25 protein-coding genes are annotated in these 22,001 nt (G+C 60.3%); 14 read left to right on the top strand and 11 right to left on the bottom strand.

Annotated features, from left to right (window positions below; genetic code table 11):
* Positions 1–52: 52 nt before the first annotated feature.
* The 3 genes from ACYQ54_RS21355 to ACYQ54_RS21345 all read left to right on the top strand — a co-directional run bounded on the left by ACYQ54_RS21355 (position 53) and on the right by ACYQ54_RS21345 (position 3,183).
* Positions 53–1,243: an adenylate/guanylate cyclase domain-containing protein gene (locus ACYQ54_RS21355; protein ID WP_460086062.1), complete on the top strand. Its 1,191-nt coding sequence runs from the start codon at positions 53–55 to the stop codon at positions 1,241–1,243.
* Between the two features lie 52 nt (positions 1,244–1,295).
* Positions 1,296–2,090: an alpha/beta fold hydrolase gene (locus tag ACYQ54_RS21350; RefSeq protein WP_460086060.1), complete on the top strand. Its 795-nt coding sequence runs from the start codon at positions 1,296–1,298 to the stop codon at positions 2,088–2,090.
* Between the two features lie 130 nt (positions 2,091–2,220).
* Positions 2,221–3,183: a hypothetical protein gene (locus tag ACYQ54_RS21345; RefSeq protein ID WP_460086059.1), complete on the top strand. Its 963-nt coding sequence runs from the start codon at positions 2,221–2,223 to the stop codon at positions 3,181–3,183.
* A gap of 77 nt (positions 3,184–3,260) precedes the next feature.
* On the opposite strand, the gene ACYQ54_RS21340 is transcribed toward ACYQ54_RS21345, so the two are convergent.
* Both ACYQ54_RS21340 and ACYQ54_RS21335 read right to left on the bottom strand, forming a co-directional pair.
* A complete protein-coding gene (locus ACYQ54_RS21340; protein WP_460086058.1) occupies positions 3,261–4,445 on the bottom strand; it encodes an NAD(P)/FAD-dependent oxidoreductase in 1,185 nt (394 codons plus the stop codon).
* Positions 4,446–4,616: 171 nt separating this feature from the next.
* Positions 4,617–6,554 (bottom strand): methyl-accepting chemotaxis protein, encoded by a 1,938-nt coding sequence (locus ACYQ54_RS21335; RefSeq protein ID WP_460086057.1) that lies wholly within the window; start codon positions 6,552–6,554, stop codon positions 4,617–4,619.
* A gap of 315 nt (positions 6,555–6,869) precedes the next feature.
* Here ACYQ54_RS21335 and ACYQ54_RS21330 point away from each other — a divergent pair, with 315 nt between their 5' ends.
* A complete protein-coding gene (locus ACYQ54_RS21330; protein ID WP_460086056.1) occupies positions 6,870–7,745 on the top strand; it encodes a DMT family transporter in 876 nt (291 codons plus the stop codon).
* A gap of 60 nt (positions 7,746–7,805) precedes the next feature.
* Here the strand turns inward: ACYQ54_RS21330 and ACYQ54_RS21325 are convergent, their stop codons facing one another.
* Complete coding sequence (locus ACYQ54_RS21325) at positions 7,806–8,696, bottom strand: YihY/virulence factor BrkB family protein (RefSeq protein ID WP_460086054.1); 891 nt, start codon at positions 8,694–8,696, stop codon at positions 7,806–7,808.
* Positions 8,697–8,859: 163 nt separating this feature from the next.
* On the opposite strand from ACYQ54_RS21325, the gene ACYQ54_RS21320 reads away from it, so the two are divergent.
* Positions 8,860–10,548, top strand: coding sequence for an acyl-CoA dehydrogenase family protein (locus tag ACYQ54_RS21320; protein WP_460086053.1), 1,689 nt, complete (start codon positions 8,860–8,862; stop codon positions 10,546–10,548).
* Between the two features lie 57 nt (positions 10,549–10,605).
* Here the strand turns inward: ACYQ54_RS21320 and ACYQ54_RS21315 are convergent, their stop codons facing one another.
* Positions 10,606–11,118, bottom strand: a complete 513-nt coding sequence (locus tag ACYQ54_RS21315) for an MgtC/SapB family protein (RefSeq protein WP_460086052.1) — start codon at positions 11,116–11,118, stop codon at positions 10,606–10,608.
* Between the two features lie 88 nt (positions 11,119–11,206).
* Positions 11,207–11,635: a DUF4399 domain-containing protein gene (locus ACYQ54_RS21310; RefSeq protein ID WP_460086050.1), complete on the bottom strand. Its 429-nt coding sequence runs from the start codon at positions 11,633–11,635 to the stop codon at positions 11,207–11,209.
* 208 nt (positions 11,636–11,843) lie between these two features.
* Here ACYQ54_RS21310 and ACYQ54_RS21305 point away from each other — a divergent pair, with 208 nt between their 5' ends.
* Complete coding sequence (locus tag ACYQ54_RS21305) at positions 11,844–12,296, top strand: host attachment family protein (protein WP_460086049.1); 453 nt, start codon at positions 11,844–11,846, stop codon at positions 12,294–12,296.
* Positions 12,297–12,422: 126 nt separating this feature from the next.
* Complete coding sequence (locus ACYQ54_RS21300; protein ID WP_460086047.1) at positions 12,423–13,010, top strand: exopolysaccharide biosynthesis protein; 588 nt, start codon at positions 12,423–12,425, stop codon at positions 13,008–13,010.
* Between the two features lie 22 nt (positions 13,011–13,032).
* Here the strand turns inward: ACYQ54_RS21300 and ACYQ54_RS21295 are convergent, their stop codons facing one another.
* Complete coding sequence (locus tag ACYQ54_RS21295; protein ID WP_460086046.1) at positions 13,033–14,064, bottom strand: sodium:calcium antiporter; 1,032 nt, start codon at positions 14,062–14,064, stop codon at positions 13,033–13,035.
* Positions 14,065–14,235: 171 nt separating this feature from the next.
* Here ACYQ54_RS21295 and ACYQ54_RS21290 point away from each other — a divergent pair, with 171 nt between their 5' ends.
* Together ACYQ54_RS21290 and ACYQ54_RS21285 are read left to right on the top strand one after the other, a co-directional pair.
* Positions 14,236–14,400 (top strand): hypothetical protein, encoded by a 165-nt coding sequence (locus tag ACYQ54_RS21290; protein ID WP_460086045.1) that lies wholly within the window; start codon positions 14,236–14,238, stop codon positions 14,398–14,400.
* 107 nt (positions 14,401–14,507) lie between these two features.
* Positions 14,508–14,669 carry a hypothetical protein gene (locus tag ACYQ54_RS21285; RefSeq protein WP_460086043.1) on the top strand — a complete coding sequence of 54 codons (162 nt, stop codon included), beginning with the start codon at positions 14,508–14,510 and terminating at the stop codon, positions 14,667–14,669.
* Positions 14,670–14,795: 126 nt separating this feature from the next.
* On the opposite strand, the gene ACYQ54_RS21280 is transcribed toward ACYQ54_RS21285, so the two are convergent.
* Positions 14,796–15,047 carry a glycine zipper domain-containing protein gene (locus tag ACYQ54_RS21280; protein ID WP_460086042.1) on the bottom strand — a complete coding sequence of 84 codons (252 nt, stop codon included), beginning with the start codon at positions 15,045–15,047 and terminating at the stop codon, positions 14,796–14,798.
* A 212-nt stretch (positions 15,048–15,259) separates the two neighbouring features.
* On the opposite strand from ACYQ54_RS21280, the gene ACYQ54_RS21275 reads away from it, so the two are divergent.
* Positions 15,260–15,508 (top strand): hypothetical protein, encoded by a 249-nt coding sequence (locus ACYQ54_RS21275; RefSeq protein WP_460086041.1) that lies wholly within the window; start codon positions 15,260–15,262, stop codon positions 15,506–15,508.
* Positions 15,509–15,614: 106 nt separating this feature from the next.
* Positions 15,615–15,989, top strand: coding sequence for a YkvA family protein (locus ACYQ54_RS21270; RefSeq protein ID WP_460086039.1), 375 nt, complete (start codon positions 15,615–15,617; stop codon positions 15,987–15,989).
* 7 nt (positions 15,990–15,996) lie between these two features.
* Here the strand turns inward: ACYQ54_RS21270 and ACYQ54_RS21265 are convergent, their stop codons facing one another.
* Complete coding sequence (locus ACYQ54_RS21265; protein ID WP_460086038.1) at positions 15,997–16,479, bottom strand: translation initiation factor IF-3; 483 nt, start codon at positions 16,477–16,479, stop codon at positions 15,997–15,999.
* A 331-nt stretch (positions 16,480–16,810) separates the two neighbouring features.
* Here ACYQ54_RS21265 and infC point away from each other — a divergent pair, with 331 nt between their 5' ends.
* The 3 genes from infC to ACYQ54_RS21250 all read left to right on the top strand — a co-directional run bounded on the left by infC (position 16,811) and on the right by ACYQ54_RS21250 (position 19,102).
* A complete protein-coding gene (gene infC, locus ACYQ54_RS21260; protein WP_460086122.1) occupies positions 16,811–17,350 on the top strand; it encodes a translation initiation factor IF-3 in 540 nt (179 codons plus the stop codon).
* 168 nt (positions 17,351–17,518) lie between these two features.
* Positions 17,519–18,187 (top strand): flavodoxin family protein, encoded by a 669-nt coding sequence (locus ACYQ54_RS21255; RefSeq protein WP_460086037.1) that lies wholly within the window; start codon positions 17,519–17,521, stop codon positions 18,185–18,187.
* A 15-nt stretch (positions 18,188–18,202) separates the two neighbouring features.
* A complete protein-coding gene (locus ACYQ54_RS21250) occupies positions 18,203–19,102 on the top strand; it encodes a sigma-70 family RNA polymerase sigma factor (RefSeq protein WP_460086035.1) in 900 nt (299 codons plus the stop codon).
* Positions 19,103–19,130: 28 nt separating this feature from the next.
* Here ACYQ54_RS21250 and ACYQ54_RS21245 read toward each other — a convergent pair whose 3' ends face one another.
* From ACYQ54_RS21245 to ACYQ54_RS21235, 3 genes are read right to left on the bottom strand one after another with little or no spacing between them, the layout of a single operon-like run.
* A complete protein-coding gene (locus tag ACYQ54_RS21245; protein ID WP_460086034.1) occupies positions 19,131–19,721 on the bottom strand; it encodes an HAD family hydrolase in 591 nt (196 codons plus the stop codon).
* Entirely contained in the window at positions 19,718–20,989 is a 1,272-nt protein-coding gene (locus ACYQ54_RS21240) for a glycerate kinase type-2 family protein (RefSeq protein ID WP_460086033.1), read from the bottom strand. Before ACYQ54_RS21240 ends, ACYQ54_RS21245 begins: the two co-directional genes overlap by 4 nt.
* Positions 20,986–21,999, bottom strand: coding sequence for a LacI family DNA-binding transcriptional regulator (locus tag ACYQ54_RS21235; protein ID WP_460086031.1), 1,014 nt, complete (start codon positions 21,997–21,999; stop codon positions 20,986–20,988). Before ACYQ54_RS21235 ends, ACYQ54_RS21240 begins: the two co-directional genes overlap by 4 nt.
* Between the last annotated feature and the right edge of the window lie 2 nt (positions 22,000–22,001).

Raw genomic sequence — 22,001 nt, 5'->3', positions numbered from 1 at the left:
AAGCCGTCTGGAATCCCGACGAAAACAACACTAACTTGGCGCCATGATCAGTATGGCGGAAATTGACGGTGTCGAAGACTGGTTGATCGACCAGTCTCTCGGCTCGCCCGATCTGGGGTCCATGTTCGGCGAGATGTGCGAACGCCTGCGTGCATGCGAGGTTCCGGTGGACCGCGCGATGATCGGCTGGTCGACGCTCCATCCTTTGATCGAGGCCGAAGCCGCCATCTGGGAAAACGGCATCGAGATCCAGCGCGAACAGATCGCCCACAATGCGGAAGAAACCGACGAATGGCTGCAAAGCCCTGTCCGCGCAGTGCTGGTCAACAAGGAACCCGCCCTGCGACGGCGTCTCAAGAATGCCAATGCCCCGCTGGAGTTTCCACTGCTCACTCGCCTGAGGGACAGCGGCTACACGGATTACATCGTGATCTTGACCGAATTCGACCTGCCGACCATCAAGGACCAGATCGCCACGTCCGGCATCGTGATCAGTTGGGCAACGCGGGAAACGGACGGCTTTTCCGACGATGCCCTCACCGCGATCCGCTACATTCAAAAACGCTTTGCGCTTGCCGCCCGTGCCACCATCCAGGGGCAGATCAACCAGACGATCGCGGAGACCTATCTCGGCAAGATCGCCGGCGGCAAGGTACTGAGCGGCCAGATCCGCCACGGCGACGGACAGACCGTCGACGCGGTGATCTATTTCAGCGACATGCGCAATTCGACCGCCATTGCCGAACTGCTCGGCCCAGATGCCTACCTGTCGTTTCTGAACACCTATTTCGACGCCACAGCCGGTGCGATCCTGGCCAAGGGCGGTGAAGTTCTCGACTTTATCGGCGATGCCGTTCTGGGTGTCTTTCCCATCGGACAACAAAGCCTGGACAAGGCCGTTGCACTGGCGCTTTCGGCGGCGGACGAAAGCCGGAACCGTCTGAAGGCGATCAATGCCGACCCCGCACTGCCGCACGTTCTGAAGGCGGGCATTGCCCTGTCCGTCGGCTCCGTCATGTTCGGCAATATCGGCGTCCCGCACCGGCTCACCTTTTCGGTGATCGGCCAGACAGTTCACGCGGCCGCGCGCATCGAAAGCCTCACCAAGACCGTTGGCGCCGACGTGCTTATGACCGAAGACATCGCCCGCTTTGCCAGCGAAAGATCCAATCCGGCCGGATCGTTCGAACTCAACGGCTTCACCGACCCCCAACCCCTGTTTACCCTGGACCGGCTTTCCTGAGGCCGACCGTCCGGCGGATTTTTCCTCATTTTCTCGACAAGCAAAGACCGACATGACCGATCTACGTCCAGATGCCCCTTCCCACCTGCCCTTCAGAGACCAGCAAGCCACCGGCCCTGACCACGGCGCGCCGATCGTGCTGCTGCACGGCTTCGGAGGCGACCGGCAGACCTGGCTCAACATCCAGACTGCGCTGGCCCCGAAGAAACGCTCGATTGCGTTTGATCTGCCGGGGCACGGTGAGGCACTGGACTGGCCGCGGATCGGCAATGCGGGCATTGCCGCAAAGGCGGTCAGCCAGTCTCTTGATGCACTGGAACTGACCAGGGTTCATCTCGTCGGCCATTCCATGGGCGGCGCGGTCGCCGCACTGATTGCCCTGCGCAATCCCGATCTGGTGGCCAGCCTGACGCTGCTGGCACCCGGTGGTTTCGGCCCGGAGATCAACCACCGTCTGCTGCGCCGCTATGCGGCCGCAACGGATGCGGACACCATGGAAACCCTGCTGGAGCAGTTCTTCGGCTGGGAGTTCAAACTGCCGAAATTCCTGGCCAGAACGGCCGCCGAAAGCCGGGCCCGCCCGGGCGCGGCCGCAACACTGGAGTCGATCGCCGACGAGATCATCGACGGCAGCGTGCAGAAAACCCTGCCGCGCGACGAGCTGGCCGCCCTGCCCATGCCGATCAAGGTTCTCTGGGGCACGCAGGACCGCGTCCTGCCGACACGCCAGGCCCACAAGCTGCCAGGTATCGTTGCCACGCACATCTTCGAACGAACCGGCCACATGTTGCATCTGGAACTGCCGAAGGACGTCACCCGGCTCATCCTTCAGAACGCAGGATGCTGAGGCGAACCGTCCTCCGCGGTTCCAGAAATTTTCGCCCTGATCTGGCCCCCCGGCGCGGTTTGGGCTAGGTAGCAGGCCGAAGCCCGGCCAGCCTGTCGCCGGGGCCAGTTTGAACCGAGCCGGAGTGCGCATGTCAGCCGAAATGTCTTCAGCCAACGATGTCATCGTCACGGCGGTTTCGGGCTATGAGCCGAAACACATGGCAGCCTGGTACAATTCCCTCAAGGCAACCGGATACCGCGGCCGCACGGTTGCCGTGGCTTACGATGTCAGTGAAGCCCTTGTGGAGTACATGAAGCACATGGGCTCGCTCGTCATCACCTTCAATCATGACGCTGGCAAGAAGCGTTATTCCTATTCTCAGCTACAGGAAGAGATCGCCGACCATTCCGATGACGGCAAACTTTACACCGACAGACGCTGGACCTGGAACAAACGCATCCTGCGCTTCAAGGACAAGATCTACGACCGGCGCTTCTTCCATGCCAGCCACCTGGTGAAGCAGCGGCTGGATGCCCTTGGCGAACCCGTCCGCTTCGTTGCTTTCTCGGATGCCCGGGACGTCGTCTTCCAGTCCGATCCATTTGCCTGGATGGAAGACAATCTTGCCACCGGCAAGGATCTCCTGATCGGTGAGGAAAGCATCACCCATGAAGACCCCTGGAACCACAGGAACGTCCTGAAGACCTACGGCCGCCACGCTTATGACCGGGTGGCCAAGGTTCCCGTGTGCTGCGCAGGTTATTTTGCAGGCCGCTACGAGGCCATGATGGATTTCATGCTGGCGGTCTACTATTTCGACCAGACCAAACGCAGTGGTGACCAGGCAGCCTTCAACCAGCTTCTGACCTTCTGCGGCTGGAAGGAAAAGGCCGAGAAAGTGAACTGGCAGGTCCCCTGGTTGCTGCATGCGGTCAGTGCGAATGTCGGCCCGGATGCGCCGGGCTTCTGCATGCCAAGGGAAACCGCCCCGGTGTTTGAGGACGGGCTTGTCAAAACCTTCGACAAGCAGCCCTACGCGATCGTGCATCAGTACGATCGCAACAAGGACATGACCGCATACTTTCTGGAGAAATTCGGCAAGGTCGAATAATCGGCCCTGTTGACAGCGGGCATTGAGACCGCGTCGATCCAATGCCCGCCTGCGTCAATCGTTTCAGACCGTGAGCCTCAGGCTTCCGGAAGCAGGTCGTCGCGCCAGGTCTCGCCGATCACCCTGCGGGCCATCATGTGCGAGCGCGGCGAATTGATGCTGTCGACGGCAATAAGCCGGCCGTCGTGCAGGTAGGCGACATAGAACTTGCTGTTCTCGGTCGAACCGACGACCCTGGTGTCGTCATAGCCTTCCGACAGGCCCGCGATCTGAAGCTTGATGTCGTACTGATCGGACCAGAACCACGGCAACGGGTCGTAGTCGACCTCCTGCCCCAGCAGCGCCTGGGCAACCGCCTTGGCTTGATCGATGGCGTTCTGGACGCTTTCCATGCGCACCGACCGCTGGTAGCGATTGGAATAGAACCGAGTGCAGTCACCCGCGGCGAAGATGTCCGGGTCGCTGGTCTGGCCGCACCCATCCACCAGGATCCCGTTGTCGACTTCCAGGCCCGCTTCGGTGGCCAGGTGATCGTTGGGTTCGGCGCCGACAGCAACCAGAACAAGCTCCGCCGGAACCGTCTCGCCCGTCGACAACCGTACGCCGGTAACACTGTCACCTCCCTCGATGGCCTCGATGCCCGTATTAAGACGCAACTCGATGCCCCGGGCCTTGTGCAGGCCGGAGAAATAGTCGGAAACAGTCTGGCTGACCACGCGCTTCATCGGGCGGTCCTGCGCCTCGATAACGGTCACCGTCTTGCCCAGCCCCTTGGCGACGGCGGCAACCTCCAGACCGATATACCCGGCACCGATAATGGCAACCCTGTCGGTAGACTGCATGATCTCCCGCATCACGTTGACGTCGGCGATCGTGCGCAGAGTGACGACGCCCTTCTTGTCGGCGCCGTCGAGTTTCAGCTGTCTGGCATTGGTGCCGGTTGCAAGAACCAGCTTGCCGTAGGGCAGCGTATCGCCGTTGGCCAGGGTCAACCGCTTGGAACCCCGGTCGATGGCAACGACCCTGGTGTTCGGAATGTGATCGATGTTGTTGGTGGTGAAGAAAGCCGGCGGGCGCAACCACAGGCCTTCGGCACCGATATCGCCGGCCAGAAATTTCTTGGAAAGTGGCGGCCTCTGATAAGGAGGATGCGGTTCGTCGCCGATCAGCCGCAGCGGTCCTTCAAATCCGCCCTGCCGCAGGGATTGGGCAACCTGGGCACCGGCTTGTCCTGCTCCGATGATGACGATGTCTTCCTGCATTCCGCTTCGCCCTCTTTGCGCTTGGCCGGTCCGGCGGATTGCGTGCCGGCCGAATGTTTGTGTGCATGGCTAGCACGAAGAAACGCAAGCCGCCAGAATGGCGAAACGCCGCGTCGGGTCCGACACGGCGTTTTTTTTCGATTTCTGTGCTTGGTGCGATACAGTTCGGGATCAGGCGCTGCGCACGCCCTGCAGGAACTCGGCAACTTCCTGCCGTATCAATGTCCCCTGCTCACCAAGCGATTCTGCAAGCTGCTCCACTTCTGAACTGTTGGAGCGCGCAAGCTCGGCGGCCGATCCGACCGCTTCCATGCTCGACACCCCTTGCTCGGACCGGGCCGAAGCGCTGGACACATTGTGCGAGATCGCCTGAACGGCTTCGTCCTGCTGCTGCACGGCAGATGCAACGGCCGAGGCGAGGCCTTCCATGTCGGAGATGATCCGGTTGACGTCCTCGATCGCCTGCACCGCCTGGCCGGAAGAGCCCTGAATGGCCTCGATCTGGGTGGCGATATCCTCTGTGGCTTTCGATGTCTGGTCGGCGAGCTGTTTCACTTCGGCAGCAACCACCGCAAAGCCCTTGCCGGCCTCGCCCGCCCGGGCAGCCTCGATGGTCGCGTTCAGTGCCAACAGGTTGGTCTGGTTGGCAATGTCCCGGATCAGCCCCATGACCTCGCCGATCCGATCGGCTGCGCTGGAAAGCTCCTGCATGGTGGCAACAGTCGACGACGCACTCCGCACCGCCTGCTGAGCCACTTCGGTGGACTTGTTCGCCTGGCCGGCAATCTCGGCAATCGACGCGGCGAGTTCTTCGGCGGAATGGGCTGCGGAGGTGACATTTTCCGCCGCCGTGCGCACTGCTTCAGCCGCTTCACCGGACTGGTTGGCAACGTCGTCGGCCGACTGCTCCATGGACTGAGAGGTCTGGCGCAGCTCGTCATTAGCCCGATCCAGACTGTTGAGAGCCGCGGACACCGTACCTTCAAAACGCCCGATCAGCGCATCGAGACGGGCAACTCGTTCTTCGCGCCTGCGGTTTTCCTGGTCCTGGGCCGACGCAAGTTCTGCCCGCTCCACAGCATTGTCGCGGAAGACCTGGACCGTTCGGCTCATTGAGGCCAGCTCGGTGTTGCCGCTATCGTCCGGCAGGTCGAGATCCGTCTGTCCACCGGCGAGCGCTTCCATGGCCGTCTGAAGGCGCGCCAGAGGACGCGAGACCGACTGGCCGATCAAAAGAGCGATGGCCGGCAGCAACAACAGCAGGACGAGGATTGCCCCACCGATTGCGTAGGTCGCGATCGACCGGGCTGTCTCAAGCTGGCCGGCAGCTTCGCTCTGGATCGCATTGGCGGCTTTGCTGAGGGAGGCAATATGCGGCGGGACAAGTTCGAAAAGATTTTCCAGCAGTTCCGAATGTTCGGCCCGCTGCGCCTTGGCGACGGTGTAATCGTCGAAGGTCGTCTTGTATTTGGCCATGTTTTCGGCCAGCTCCGCCTTGACGGCGTTGGAGATGTACACTTTTTGCAAGAACTCTTCGAAGGCGGTGTACTCGCTTTGAAACGCCTCCTGCGCGGCCTCTGTGTTGGCGAGCGTGAACTCCCTTTCGGCCAGTTGTACGGCCAGAATGGCGCGGGCCAGCTTCTCGAAATCCGGACCGCCGCCGAACTTCATCTCTTCCGACAGGCGATGCTTGAACGCCCCGGCGTAATCGTTGAGACCCGCCAGATAGCCCTGGGTGGCGTCATACCCGATCTTCTGCTGGGCAGCGTCAAGCATTTCGAATGCACCTCTGGTGCCTTCCAGCGTGTCCTTGACGTCGGCGACTTCCGAAGCATAGGCGGCCGCCGCAGGATTGGCCGCGACTGATTCCAGAACTATGCCCGCCTCATCAAGCTTGGCGTTGAAGCTCTGGTACGTCTCAACAGATGGGTTGCTGTGATAGCGCTCTTCGATGGAGCGAAGCGCCGCCGCATTTTCCGACAAGGTGCTGACCTGAGCTGCCAGCTTCGAGCTGCTGCTCATGCGCGCGAAGGCCGAGTTCAGTTCACCCTGGCTCCAGAAAAAGACGCCGCCGATCGCCAGCAGTCCGACAATGGTGAAAAGGCTCAAGGCCAGAATTCTGGCTTTGACGGACAAATTCGTGAAGATCCGAAAAGATGATTGAGATCTGAAGGCCACCAGCGTATGTCCCCTGGATCAACGGACGTGTCATCGGGATCGATGTCTACATCCATGCGTTGATCGATCTGAAAGTGTTCGGACATCTTGTCTGCTGTTTTCTCTCACGGCAGGACGCACGAACACTCATGTTTGCGCCGTAGATTTGACTAGAAATGCCAATTTACGGTTAACATGCGCGCAACCCCGCCGACCTGACGCGACTCTAACCTTGCGTCATCTTCGACTTTGTCATTGAGGCTGCAAGTGAATCTCCTCGCAAGAGCGGCACCGGCCATTTTTGTTCTGCTGTGGTCGACAGGTTTCGTCGGTTCAAAACTCGGCGCACCCTACATCGATCCGATGGTGTTTTTGACGATCCGCTTCGTTGCGGTTCTGCCGGTCCTGATTCTGCTGGCAATGGTTCTGGCGAAATCCTGGCCGAAGGATCCTGCCGCAATCCTGCATTGCATCGTTACCGGAATGCTGGTGCATGGCATTTATCTCGCTGGCGTCTTCTGGGCGATCAAACACGGCATGCCGGCGGGCGCATCTTCGATCATCGTTGGCCTGCAGCCCGTGCTAACCGCGTTGATCGCGGTGGCGCTGCTCGGTGAAACCATCTCCCGCAGGCACTGGCTTGCGATGGCCATCGGCGCCATCGGCCTGGCGTTCGTGCTGGGCCCGAAACTCGACCTGGCCGGATCGGGCATCACGATGGTGACGATTTTCGTCGTCCTGCTTTCCGTTGTGGCCATCAGTCTGGGAACCGTCTACCAGAAACGTTTCGTGCAGCAGACCGACCTCATGGCGGCAACCGTCTGGCAATATGTCGGCGCTCTCCTGATCACCATACCGCTGAGCCTCACCGAAAGCTGGCAGATCACCTGGTCGGGCGAATTGATCTTTGCAATGGTCTGGCTTGTGCTGGTCCTGTCCGTCGGTGCAATCCTGCTGCTGATGCTGCTGATCCGCGAAGGCGCTGTCTCCCAGGTTGCCAGCCTGTTCTTTCTGGTACCGGTGGCGACAGCGGTGGAAAGCTATTTCCTGTTTGGCGAAGCTCTGACGCCGGTTCAAATCGCCGGCATGGTGCTGGTGATCAGCGCGGTTCTGACAATCCGCAAGAGAGCCCGAAAGAGTTAGCCAAAGCCACTTGTTCGAAAACCGGCGGCATTGGCCTGGCGCCAAACGCAACGGGTCCGTTTACACGTCCGTGTCGAGCGCAAGGGCAAGTTGCTCCTGACGGCGCCGCCAGTAGCGCCGTTGACGGGAGATCGCGGCATTCAGTTCGCCACCCAGAATGAACACGAGCGCGCAGATATAAAGGAAGATCAGCGCAGTCATGATCCCCGCCAGACCGCCATATGTGGAAACGTAATTGGCGAAGCTGGCGAGATAGGCACCAAAGGCACTGCCGGCAATGATCCACATGAACAATGTGGCGAACACACCGGGCCACAGATCGCGAAAAGTGCGGTGGCCAGCCGGCAGCAGCCAGTGGGTGATGAAAAGGCCGATGATCAGCAGCGATCCGGCCAGCGTATAGCGGGCGACATTGATCGACAGAAGGAATGTCTCGATCTTGGGCACAAAGACCTTCAGCCCTTCTATGGCGAGCGGTGCCAGAACCACAAGGAACGTGTAGGCCAGAAGAATGCCCGCCCCGAGCAGCACGAGCCCCAGCGATTGCAGACGCAGCAGCACGATTGAGCGGTGTTCGTGCTGCCGGTAGGCCCGATTGAGCGCAGTGCGCAGGGCCTCGACCCCATTTGAGGAAAACCACAGGGCAGCCACGGCACCGAATGTCACGAGATCACCGCGACGGATGGTCAGGACGTTCTGGATTTCGCGCACGACCGGAGCCGCGACACTCTCCGGCCAGGCGTCAAACATCAGCTCCGACACTGTGTCGGCAGCACCGGTCATACCGAGAAAGGCCGCCAGCGAGGCGATGAAGATCAGCAGAGGAAAGATCGCCAGCAACCCCGACAGGGCCACGTGACTGGCCATTGCAAAGCCATCATCGCGGGCGAAGTGACCAATGGCGTCTTTCAGCACGGCGTAAATCACAAGAACTGTCTGTCGGGCGCTCATGACCCAAGATGTGGCCCGCACCGACACAATTCGTCAAGCCTGGGTGGTGAAAACCGCATCCGCCAAAAGGTCTATAAATTCACGCTCGACAAATGATGGTGTGCAACGCAACATAGCTTCAACAAGAAGCGCTGCTGCGCAACAAATGAAAACGGAGATCGCCATGTCCACCGCAGCCCTTTCGGCCGCAGAAACGCCAGCCAGCCTTCCCGAGCGCACGGAAGCCGCCATCGTGACGCTCGACCGCCTGCTCAATCTCGCAGCGCAGCGGGTGCGCGAGCTCGTGAGCGAGGACGGACGCATCTCCTCTCGCCGGATGGAAGAAGAGCAGAGGGCAACACACGGACTGGCCTGGTTCGCAACCTATGTCGAATCTCTACGTCAGCTGGACGCCTATGCGAAACGGCTGAGTGCCGAAGGCCGCTACGGCGCGCTTGAAGACCACATCGTCCAGCTCGGATTTGGGGAATATCTGGCCCAGATTTTCGGCGGCATTCCGATGAACCAGGGCGAGATCGTTCGCTTGTCCGATCTTGGTATTTCCTTCGAAGAGGCGCAGAGCTTCCAGACAGCCGAGATCCTGTCGTTGATTGAGACCGGCAGCCGCCCGGAAATCCGCAGCGAGATCACGCGCCTGATCCGCGACCAGGCAGGCCATTCGACCTTCGGCGATCCGGGCCTCGACGAGACCATGGAGCAGATCCGCAATGAAATGCGACGTTTTGCGGAAGACAACGTCGTGCCAAACGCCCACGAATGGCACTTGAAGAACGAATACATCCCGCTTGAGATCATCGAACAGATGTCGGAACTCGGCGTGTTCGGCCTTACCATTCCCGAAGAATACGGCGGCCTGGGCCTTGGCAAGGAGGCCATGTGCGTCGTCTCCGAAGAGCTGTCCCGCGCCTATATCGGCGTCGGTTCGCTCGGCACCCGGTCTGAAATCGCAGCGGAACTCATCCTGTGCGGTGGAACAGAAGAGCAGAAGCAGCATTGGTTGCCGAAAATCGCCTCCGGCGAGATCCTGCCGACAGCTGTCTTTACCGAACCCAACACCGGCTCCGACCTTGCGTCCCTCAAGACCCGTGCCGTGAAGGACGGCGATGTCTGGAAGGTATCCGGCAACAAGACCTGGATCACCCATCCGGTCCGCGCCGATATCATGACCCTTTTGGCCCGCACAAACCCGGATGAACCGGGCTACAAGGGCCTGTCCATGTTCATTGCGGAAAAGCCGCGCGGCTCCGACGAGGAGCCGTTCCCGGCGCAAGGCATGAGCGGCGGCGAGATTGAAGTGCTCGGCTACCGGGGCATGAAGGAATACGAAATCGCTTTCGACGGCTTTGAAGTGAAGGGCGAGAACCTGCTCGGCCAGGTCGAGGGTGAAGGTTTCAAGCAGCTTATGCAGACTTTCGAAGGCGCTCGCATCCAGACCGCGGCCCGCGCTCTGGGCGTAGCCCAGTCCGCGCTGGATCTGGGCCTGAGATACGCAGAAGAACGTGTCCAGTTCGGCAAGGAACTGGTCAACTTCCCGCGTGTTGCCGACAAGCTGGCCATGATGACGGCCGAACTGATGATTGCCCGCCAACTCACCTACTTCTCGTCCTGGCAGAAGGATTCCGGCAAGCGCTGTGATCTGGAAGCCGGCATGGCGAAGTTGCTTGGTGCACGTGTTGCCTGGGCAGCAGCGGACAATGCGCTGCAGATCCACGGCGGCAATGGCTTTGCACTGGAATATGCGATTTCCCGCGTCCTGTGCGACGCCCGCATTCTGAATATCTTCGAAGGTGCAGCGGAAATTCAGGCTCAGGTGATAGCGCGCCGCCTGCTGGAAACCCGCGGCAACGCCTGATTTTCAACAAGGCGCTCTTCTGGACCAAAGGAAGCGCCCGGGAAATTGTCGATGATATCAGGCTCGCGTGTCCGGGGTGCTGCCCCGGACATGAGAGCCGAGCCGGCGTTCCAGACGGCCGATAACGGCCAGGACGATCACCACCATGATCGTCGCCAGACCGGCCAACCCGATCTGCCCGACGCCACAGGCAGTGCCGATCGCTCCCGACAGCCACATGGATGCGCCGGTGGTGACATTCTGAACCGAACCGTTGCGAGAAAAGATCAATCCGGCGGATAGAAAAGCCACGCCCGCCGTGACGGCTTCAACCAGCCGGAGTGGATCCACGTTGACATTGCTTGCCCCGGAAAAGGGAAGCTCGGCAAGCGCCTGGCTGATCAGCAGGAACAGGCAGGACGCAAACGCAATCAGCATATGCGTCCTGAGCCCGGCGTCCTTGCCGCGCCTTTCCCGTTCGAATCCGATCACACCACCCAGAACGATGGCCGCAATCATCCGAAGGACCAGAACTTCGATGGGCAAGGCCCCGAAGCTGAGATCCATTTCTGCGGCAAGACGGTCTGCCATGGTCGTTCCTTGTTGCGGGTCGGTCTGCATAAGGGAGCAACGCCGCAACAAGTCGTTCGTTCCGGAGGGTTTCCGGTGCTGGCAACCCTTACTCGACAGTCACCGTGATTTTTTCCGACATGACTGGCGGGTTATGCGGAATATGGGACCAGTCTCCCAGGACCAGTTGCAGCGTGTGCGAACCGGCAGGCAACTCGATTGTGGTTTCGGTCTGTCCGCCGCCGAAATGCTTGTGGTTATCATCCGCAGGAATGGCTTCGTTCAGCTCTTCACCCTCAATGCTCTCGTCGATGATCAGGTGATGGTGGCCGGTGTTTTCCTTTTCCGTGCCGGCAGGTGCAACGCCCATGCCGGCAAGGCCAAACTGGACGGTCACCGGGCTTTTGACGGTGTCGCCGTCCTTCAGATTGATGAAATAGAGCTTCACGCCTTCCGGGGCCGGTGTCTCACCAGCCTGGGCAACGGCGCCGCTGAGGGCAAGCACGGCAGCCCCGAACCCGATTGCAAGTTTCTTCATGATCTTCTCCCTTTCAAGAACGGTATTCTTGTTTGTTCCGCACGACCCCTCTTCACTTAGGGCGTCGCGGTCTGTTGCGGTAGGCCTCAGGATACCATTCCCGCACAGGTAGGCTTGCAAACTGTCCAATTTGTCACAGCTATCATCAGGAACGCTTCAAGTTGTGCAGCGTTCACTCCTAACGGACCCTAAACTGCAGGAGTGCGACATGAAGGATTCAATCCGACTGAAACATGACGGCTGGGTTGTCGTTGCCGACGGTACCAAGGCGCTTTTCCTCACCAACAATGGCACGGAGCACGTTCCGGACCTAAAGGTCTTCCGGAAGGAAACTCAGGACAATCCTCCCAACCGGGACCAGACGTCCGACCGCCCCGGCCGCAAGAGTGACGGCCCCCAAGGGCACCGGAGCGCCGTTGAGGAGGCCGACTGGCACACGCTGGCGGAAGACGATTTTGCCGCCGATCTTGCCGACATGCTCTACAAGCGCGCCCACAAAGGCAAGTTCGATGAAATCGTGCTGGTCGCCGCCCCCTCGGTTCTGGGTCAGGTACGCAAACGCCTGCACAAGGAGGTCAGCGACAAGGTGGTCGCGGAGATCGACAAGGACCTCACCAACCACCCCGTTGACCGTATCGAGAAACTCGTCTTCGGAATGTAGAGCTTGTGGCAAGTTGCCGGTTGGTCCGATGATCCTTGAAGAACAGGATACCGGATTGATTTCCCCCATGAAAACGGTGGCCGCAGTCTGCGTCTTCGGTCCGCGGTCACCGAAACAGGAAAGACCATGACTGCTGATCCGGGAACGGACCGGCCCCTGACAGATATTGTCGACCGGGTCGAAAACATCACGAAAGAAGGCACGGTCTCGCTTGATCGCGTAGTCGGCGCTTTTGAGCAAACCGGATTTGCGGCGATGCTGATCGTGCCCGCTGCAGCGGCCGTGACACCGCTGAGCGGCATCCCCCTGTTCTCCAGCCTGTGCGGGCTGACCATCTTCCTGATTGCAGCGCAATGGCTGATGAAACGTGACCGGATCTGGCTTCCCCACTGGCTGGGCCAGCAAAGCCTTGAGGGCAACAAGGTGCGAGTGGCGCTGAACAAACTGCGACCCGCCGCACGCTGGCTGGACGATCATTCGCGCGCGAGGGCGCGGTTTCTCTTCCGGCAACCGCTTCGGGTGCTGTTGCCGCTCGCATGTCTCCTGTTCGGCGTCTTGATGCCCTTTCTAGAACTGGTGCCGTTTTCATCGTCACTTCTTGGCGCATCGGTGTGCCTGATCGCCTTCTCCCTCCTCACCCGGGACGGACTTTTTGCCCTGGCAGCACTTCTGCCCCTCGCGGCCGTTGCCTGGGCGCTGATCGCCCTGCTCTGAGGCTGCCACCAGGGCCAGCCGGCTATCCGAGAGCCTGAAGAGCGATGGCACCGCCATAGACCCCGATCAGACTGACACTTTCAAAGCCAATTCCGCCGGGCCCGGACTTTTGGCGCACGAGCAGTCCCAGAAGAAGGATCGCCGTCATCACCAGTCCGATGGCAAGCCAGAAATAATCCTGGGTGGAGACGGCCTGATACAGCGAGCCCTCGCGATAGGCGATATCGGACAGGGTCAGAAACAGTGTGTCGAAAGTGTTGCCGCCGACAATGCCGCCAATCGCAAGCTGCAGAGCACCTCGATGAACGGCCGCCAGCGTCGTCACCAGTTCAGGCAGGGATGTGACCACGGCGGTCATCAGGGCCCCGACCAGCGACGCATTGAGATTGAACCGGTCCGTCAGCTCACCAGCCACCTCCGCCAGGACCCAGCCCATTGCGCCCAGGACGAGCATGAGACCTGAAAACCCGGCCATAAGTGCCAGATTACCGCGCAGCTCGTGCGGTTCCTCGTCGGGAATATCCTTGTGGGTCACAGACGTATCGACCACCCGCCACATGGGCTGGTCACGCACGTGCCTTTGGGCCAGCAATCCACTGCCGTAAACAATCACCAGGGCATAGGAGGCCGGGTGAACGCCCAGGAATGTGATTTCCGGTGCAGTGTAGGCAACGACAGGAATCGCCAGCAACAGCATAAGCAGTGCACATTGAAACAGGCTGGAAATGTCGGCAGCCACATGTTCCAGGTTCGCCCGCCGATAAACGATGTCCGCGATTGCCAGAAACGCTGTCTGTGCGGCAATGCCGCCGACGCCATTGGAAAAAGCCAGCGACGCTCGACCGTCCAAGGCCGCGGTGACGGACACCACCGTGCCGGATAGGGACGTTGCCGCACCCAGAAGAACGCCGCCGACCAGAGCCTCGCCCAGACCGGTCCGGTCCGCGATGCGGTCCGCCTGGCCGGTTAGCCGGATGCCGCAAATCAGAATAACACCCCCGGCCCCGGCAAACAGCGCGAGCAAACCCCACAGCGGCAGGCTGTCTAAACCCATATTGTCGTTGTCCCCTCTTTGGCAGCGCCGGACGTGATGCCGGGCGTCTTCGGGGAAACGGTTGCAGCAGCGGGAAGTTCCTTCAGGGAACGAACCGGGACCTTGCACGTTTGCTCAGTGGAGCAGCCGGTATCCCGGGCTGACAAGTGGCAACATCGCGAGGTAGTGAATATGATCTATCACGGCTTTAACGACGATGCAGACCGGCACCTTGCCATCCTGCGCGAACGGATCAGGGACAAGGAAGCCTCAAGCTGGAAACAGCTGGCACTCGGCTTCGGATTCAGCGGCATCATTTTTTCTCTGCTCGCCCTGATTTTCTTGCTCAGCTATTGATCAGACAGGTTCCTCGGAACGCTGTTGGCGTTCGAACGTTGCTCTTAAGAGCGCTGGCGCAGACACGTTCCAGCGTTTCTCCAGACCTTCAATCCAGCGAGGTAGACATGACTTATCACGGACATACCGGCGAACAGGACGAAGAAGTCGTTCTGGGGGAGAAGGACGCAAAGCAGGGCCTCGAACTGCACGAGATGCGCTACGTTCTTGCTATCGGCATAACCGGAGCAGTGATTGCCCTGGCGGTCGTTGGTTTCATTCTGCTGTGATCGTGCATACCTGGAAGGGGTGAACGCCCCACAGGGTACAAAACAAAAGGGACGAACCTTCGAAAGGTCGTCCCTTTTGTTTATTTGTCCGGTGGTTTGAGCCCCGGGAAGCTCTATTCAGCCGGATTAGCTGCAGGCAGCTACATATTCGCGCCCATTGGCATCGCGGTAAATGCACTTGCCCGGCTCTGTTGCCCTGCCGACCAGCGCACCTGCGGCTGCCCCGACGGCCCCGCCAACAAGCGCGCCGCCCGCCTTACCGGTTGTTGCAGCGCCAATGGCAGCTCCCGAGGCACCACCGACCACCGCGCCCTTTTGTGTGTTGTTGCAGGCGGTCAGACCAGTCAGGGCGACCGCAACCAGCATGATTTTCCACATGATGAACTCCCTTCATGTTGCACTAGGCAAAACGGGGGAAGGACGGAAATGTTCCGCAAAAATATCAAAAACCCCAATCAGATCCTGCCTCGGGGGGCGGCCAGCCGCCCCGAAGCTCAGGAACTTCCAGCCGCCTCGCACGTTTGCCCGGTATCGGGTAGCCGGTGGTCCAAAAGCGGAAATTCCGGCTGCCGCACACAGGAGGACCCAACATGACCGACAGGACCAGGGAAGACATTGCCCGCATTCTGAAGGACGACACGCGCAGCAAGGACGATCGGGTCAACGAACTTCTCAGGATGCGGGAAGACGCTCGCGCCTTGCAGCGGGCGGCGACGGAGAGCCCAATGGGCAACGAAACCCCGGACACATCCGGCCTGCGAGAGATCGACCGGGCGCTTGAACGTCTCGGCCACAGCGACCTCACCGAGGCCGAGGAAAACAGCGCAGCGACGCTGTGAACGGCCATGTTGCGCATTCCGTCCACCACTGCGCCGGAATGCGCAACGTTGAAGCTGCCCGGCACAAATCCTATCTTTAGAGGCAATCACAAGCACAGGCAGCCCGATGAACACCACCTTTGAAGACCTTGGCTTCGACCCCGAGATCCTCGGTCCGGAGGAAGAGCAGAAGAAAACGATCCGGCAGAAGTTGATGTCGACGGCCCGCAAGGCTGCGCGTCAGATTCCCTTCATGGAAGATGTCGTGGCCGGCTATTTCTGTGCGATCGATACATCGACTCCGAGCAAGGTGCGGGCCACGCTGCTGGCATCCCTTGCTTACTTTGTGCTGCCTTTGGACACGATTCCCGATTTTCTGATCGGAATTGGATTCGGCGACGACGCCACGGTGCTCTTGGCTGCCCTGGCAATGATCCGCAGTCACATGCGGCCGGAACATTATCAGGCTGCGAAGGATGCCTTGAAGGACGGCGAAATCTGACCCCCCGTTACAAACTGTCGCTCTTGCCCTGATCTTCACGTTTCTGTCCAGATGATGCGTAGCCTGGCGTTGCCTGGCCGGGCATCTTCTCCCCATGCCAGCAGCCGGACGCCCTGCCTGCGATCAGCCAGTAGATCGCTCCGGCGATAAATCCCGCAGCCAGCGCCACAGCGCTTCCGGGTCGGAAGGCACTGTCCGCAGCCTCTGTACCAAGCGTCCAGACAGCGAATGCGATCAGACCCGCAACGCCGACATGGAACAGGAAACTGCGCAGCTTTGCGACTTCCGCCAGAACGATCGCGACGGCAGCCGGAGCCAGGGCCGTTGCACCGACCACACTTGCACCTACAAGGCCACTGCCGACCATTGTGGCAAAGGCGACCGGATCCGCCTCCGGATGCCCGGCCCGGAAAAAGCCCCAGGCAAGGAACAGGCCGCACGCAAGCACCGCGAAGATGAATCCGAACGCGATCCTGAAGAGCTGCAACATGAATTTCCCACCGTCCAAACCGGTATCCTTCCTTGATATGGGCTCATTGACTGCTTACTTGACCATCTGCCGGGTGGAATGCAACCGTCCCGAACCGGCAGTTGCCTGACCGGCCCAAACAAGCCGGCTGGAGCTTGAGTCCCTGAAAATGTGATCCGGCCTGTCGAAAACGGTGTTTTCGGTTGACTTTTCGCCGGTTTCGCAGGACGTTGGGGGATGGCGTTAGGCCTCGTTCATGTCAGCACCTTGGTACCAGCGTTCCGAGGTTTTTTGTGCATGGACCATACCCAAGCCCTAACACCACATTGAAACGAAAGAGGAGTTTGCGACCATTCGCCGTCCGTTCCGCGCCCCGCCTCCTACGAAGGAAGGCCCGCGCACAAACCACGAAATTCGCGTTCGCGAAGTCCAGTTGATTGATCATGAAGGCGCCAACCGTGGCGTCGTCCCGACAGAAGAGGCGATGGGCATCGCCGCCGATGCTGGCCTGGATCTTGTTGAAATCCAGCCGAACGCAAATCCGCCTGTCTGCAAGATCCTGGACTATGGCCGGTACAAGTACCAGGCCCAGAAGAAAGCAGCAGAAGCCCGCAAGAAACAGAAGACCGTCGAGATCAAGGAGATCAAGATGCGTCCGAACATCGACACCCACGATTACGAGGTGAAGATGAAGAGCATGTTGCGGTTCTTTGGCGAAGGCGACAAGGTGAAGGTCACGCTCCGTTTCCGGGGCCGCGAAATGGCACACCAGGATCTGGGCATGAACCTGCTCAACAAGGTCCGTGAGGAAACCAACGAAATCGCCAAGGTCGAATCCGCGCCGAAGCTGGAAGGCCGCCAGATGGTGATGGTGTTGGCTCCGATCAAGTAAGCTTCAACGTATTTCGAATGTCTGAAAACCCCGCCTCGGCGGGGTTTTCTCGTTTTCGGGTTCCTGGGGTGGGGACCCATTTTAAAAAATCGTCCCCGGCATGTCACATCGGCTGCCGCTGTCTTGTCATTACCTGCGAACCGCAATTGCGTGCAGGAGAAGATGATGATGGATGATGGGAATGCCCTGGCAGGCCTTCAGAAGACAAACACCACAAACAATCGACACACCGTGGATATTGCCGTTGTCTTTCACAGCGGTTACGGCCACACCGAACGTCAGGCGGCTGCGGTCAAGGCGGGTGTTGAAGACGTAGACGGCGCGCATGCGCTGCTTCTGACGGTCGACGAAGCCCTGACACGCTGGAGCGACCTCAATGCCGCCAGTGCAATCGTGTTCGGAACGCCGACCTACGTCGGCGCGGCATCGGCAGCCTTCAAGAACTTTCAGGAAGCCAGTTCACGCGAGATCATGTCGAAGGGCTATCTGTGGCGAGACAAGCTTGCCGCAGGCTTTACCAACTCCGGCTCTCGTTCCGGCGACAAGCTGGCCGTCCTCGTCCAGCTGGCGTTGTTTGCCGCCCAACATGGCATGCATTGGGTAAGCCTGGACCTGCCACCGGCCAATTGTTCCACGGAAGGGTCAGAGGACGATCTCAACCGGCTCGGCTTCTGGCTCGGGGCCGGGGCCCAGTCAAACACCGACGAAGGCCCGGTGACAGCGCCCCCGGCGGCCGATCTGGCAACCGCCCGCCACCTGGGCAGACGCGTTGCGAAAACAGCCTTGCTGTTTGCGGCCGGACAGGCACAAGCGCAGACCTCCGCAGTGCTGGCGTGATAGGCTGCTGCGGTCATGACGGAAACACCGGCCCTTGAAGAAGACACCGCTCTGCGCAGGCGGCTAACCCGCATTGCCTATCGAATGCTGGGGTCTGTCTCCGACGCGGAAGACGTGGTTCAGGAAGCCTGGCTGCGCTGGCTTGCCACCGACCGGGAAAAAGTGCGTGCGCCTGCTGCTTTCCTGAAAACCGTCGTCACGCGACTTTGCCTGAACGAACTGAAATCCGCACGCCGCCGCCGAGAAACCTATATCGGCCCCTGGCTGCCGGAGCCTCTTCTGACAACGTCAGATGCCGAATTCGCCGACGATATCACGCTGCCGGTGATGGTCGCTCTGGAACGGCTGTCCCCACTGGAACGGGCCGCTTTTCTGCTGCATGACGTATTCAGCATGGCGTTTGAGGACATCTCGGCTGCAATCAACCGGGAACCTGCAGCCTGTCGCAAGCTCGCCAGCCGCGCCCGGGCAAGACTGCGCGACGCCAGACCGCGCTTTGCCGTCACGCGGGAACAGGGCCAGAAGCTGGCGTCCGCGTTCTACGAAGCGTCGCGCAGCGGCGACATGGACGTGCTGCAATCCTTGCTGACCGAAGACATCGTCGTCTACGCCGATGGCGGTGGCAAGGTGCCTGCTACATCCGTCCCGACATCGGGACACGAAAGCTCTTTGCATCTGTTTGCTGCACTTGCCCGCTATTTCAGGAAAGCCCCCTCACGCCTGATCCGCTTTGCCGATATCGACGGACTGCCGGGATTTGTGACGGAGGAAAGCGGCGGCCTTGTCCAGACCACCGCATTGCAGATTCGGGACGGCAAGATCACGGCAGTCTATGTTACCCGCAACCCCGAAAAGCTCCGGCACCTGACGGCTGACTGGCAAGAGACCCTGCCGCAGTCCCATAACCTGCGCTAACAGGACCAGATCATACGTCGGTAAGGCGTTATCCGAGGAGCCGGTTCACATCGACAACAGGCATCCCCGCGTTGTTCGCAGCCTCGAGCCCCTGATGACTGTCCTCGAACACAAGGCACTGCGCGGCCGCAACACCGAGCCGCGAAGCAGCTTCAATGAAGAGATCGGGCGCCGGTTTGGCGTGGGCAACGTCATCGATCGTGACCACCGTGTCGAACAACGGCAGCAGCCCCGTCTCCTTCAAAGACGCCCGCACAACTTCCTTCGGACCACCAGAGGCAACCGCCATCGGCAATTTGCCGTGAAACTTCCGCGCGATAGAACTAATGATCTCGATTTCACCGACTTCCCCGATCCGCGCCAGTACCGCCGAGCGCATTTCGCGAACTGCCAGAGCGCGATCCACCGTAACGCCGTGCTCGGCTTCATAGTCGTCCAGCAGCACATGTTCCGACATGCCGGCCCGGGCGTGATACCAGTCCGGTTCCATGTGATGACCGGCGGCCTGGAACGCGTCCTGCCAGGCTCCGGCGTAAAGCGTCGGTGTCTGCACCAGCGTACCGTCGCAATCGAAGATCAGGGCTTGTGCCTGTTGGAGTAGGGTTTCCAGGTCGTTCATGTCGACGGGCTTTCGATGAGAATGGCGCGGAAGTCGTTGACGTTGGTGAGGGTCGGACCCGGCACCACCTGATCGCCAAGGGCCGCGAAGAAACTGTGGCTGTCATTGTCGTCCAGCGTGACGCACGGATCGAGGCCTAGCATCTTGGCTCGTTCAAGGGTCCCAGGGCCGACAACCGCCCCTGCAACATCCGCCGCGCCGTCGACACCGTCGGTGTCGCAGGCAATCCCGTAAATGCCTTCGGCTCCCTGGAGAGCGATCGCCAGCGCCAGCGCATATTCCGCATTCGGACCACCGCAGCCCGCGCCGCGCCGGGTCACCGTGCATTCACCGCCTGACAGAAGCAGGATGGGTTGGTCACCCGATTTCATCTCCTGCTGGCGTTTGAGCGCAAGCATGGCTTGCTGAGCGGCCACTTCCCGCGCCTCGCCTTCGATGGCGTCCCCCAGGACCTCAACTTCCACGCCCTCGTCAGTCGCAAGTCTTGCCGCAGCTTCAAGCGAAAGGGATGGCGCTGCGATGATGCGGTTTTCCACCCTCGACAACTTGCCGTCTTCGGGCGGCAACACTCCGCTCGCACCGTCCAGAACGGCGAGAACAGATGCCGGCACAGTCATGCCGTACCGCTCGATCACCGCACGCGCATCCGCCGGTGTCGTCCTGTCGCCGACCGTTGGCCCAGAGGCGATGAAGGCCGGATCGTCACCGGCAACATCGGAAATGATCAAGGCCGTCATCCGTGCTGGATAGGCCGCTGCTGCAAGCTGACCGCCCTTGACCAGGCTGACGTGCTTGCGCACCGTGTTCATGTCGGTGATTGGCGCACCGGACGCCAGCAGGGTTTCATTCAGGGTCTGAAGGTCGGCAAGACTGATGTCGCCAGCTGGCACCTCCAGCAAGGCCGAAGCCCCGCCGGAGATCAGCGCGATCACATGATCGGCTTCTTCAAGCGAGGACAACAGATCGAGCAGACGCTGCGATGCCTCAAGGCCACGCGCGTCCGGCACGGGATGCGATGCCTCGACGATCTCGATCCCACGGCACGGCCGGGCGTAGCCGTCGCGAGTGATCACCCCCCCCTCTGAAGCACCCCGGACGCTCTCCACGGCTTCGGCCATGCGTGCTGACGCCTTGCCGGCACCGATCACGACCATCCGGCCGTCAGCCCATTCCGGCAGGAAGGCAGGAACACACTTCATCGGATCGGCTGCTGCTACGGCTGTCTCGAACAGGCGCCGCAACAAGGCTTCACGAGAGCAATCTGTCATTCATCGAACCCCAGGGTCGATTGCCGTTTGATCAGCTCGACTGGATAATGCCTAGTGTCGGGCGGCCGCTTGCCGTCAACGATCCAGGCCAACATCGCTTCAGCGGCATTCCGGCCGAAAAGCGCGGTATCGCAGCGCACCGAACTCAGCCGGGGATAGGCCAGCGAACATTCCTCGATATCGTCGAAGCCGATGATGCGGAAATCCTTCCCGATCTTGACGCCAAGTTCGGCAAAGCCGCTGAGCATGCCGAGCGCCACCAGATCGCTGAAACAGATCGCAGCTTCCAGGTCCTGGTGGTCTTCAAGGATCTTCAGCGCAATTTCGCGTCCGAACTGACGCGAGGGCCGCCCGTGAAAGATAGTTGGTGTGATGCCGTTCGCCTGCATGACCTTGCGATAGCCGGACATGCGCTCCAGCGTGATCGGCCGGTCGGCGAGACCACCGGCAAAGGCGATTCTGCGGCAGCCTGTGTCTATCAGGTGCTGGGCCGCGGCCTCGCCTCCAAAGGCATAGTCATGCGAGGCGAAGGGAAAAAGATCCGTGCGCTTGTCCAGTTGACGCAGCACCTGCATGGTCGGTATGCCTGCCCGCTCGATCCGCTCGAACGGACTCTCGTCGCCGCCATAGGTCGGCGAAATCACGAAAGCCGACACGCCGTGCTCGATCATGCTGTCGATCACCTGCGCCTGGATCTCCGGATCCTCGTCCGTGTTGGCAATGACGGTCGAATACCCCTTGCTGGCAAAGGTCATCTGCGCGCTGGCGGCAAACTCGGTGAAAAAGGGGTTGCGCAGATCATTGATGATCAGCCCGATCAGTCCGGACGTCGCACCGCGCAACCCTGCCGCCGACCGGTTATAGACATAGCCAAGCTCATTGATCGCCTTGGTCACCTCATCCCGCGTCGACTGTTTCACCAGCGACGAATTCTGAAGCACCAGCGAAACAGTGGATTTCGAAACCCCCGCTTGCCTTGCAACATCCAGAATTGTCGGCCGCTTCTTCATGA

The sequence above is a fragment of the Roseibium sp. LAB1 genome (assembly GCF_054658235.1).
Note: the sequence above shows the minus strand (reverse complement) of the source record. Positions and strands in the feature narration are given on the sequence as shown.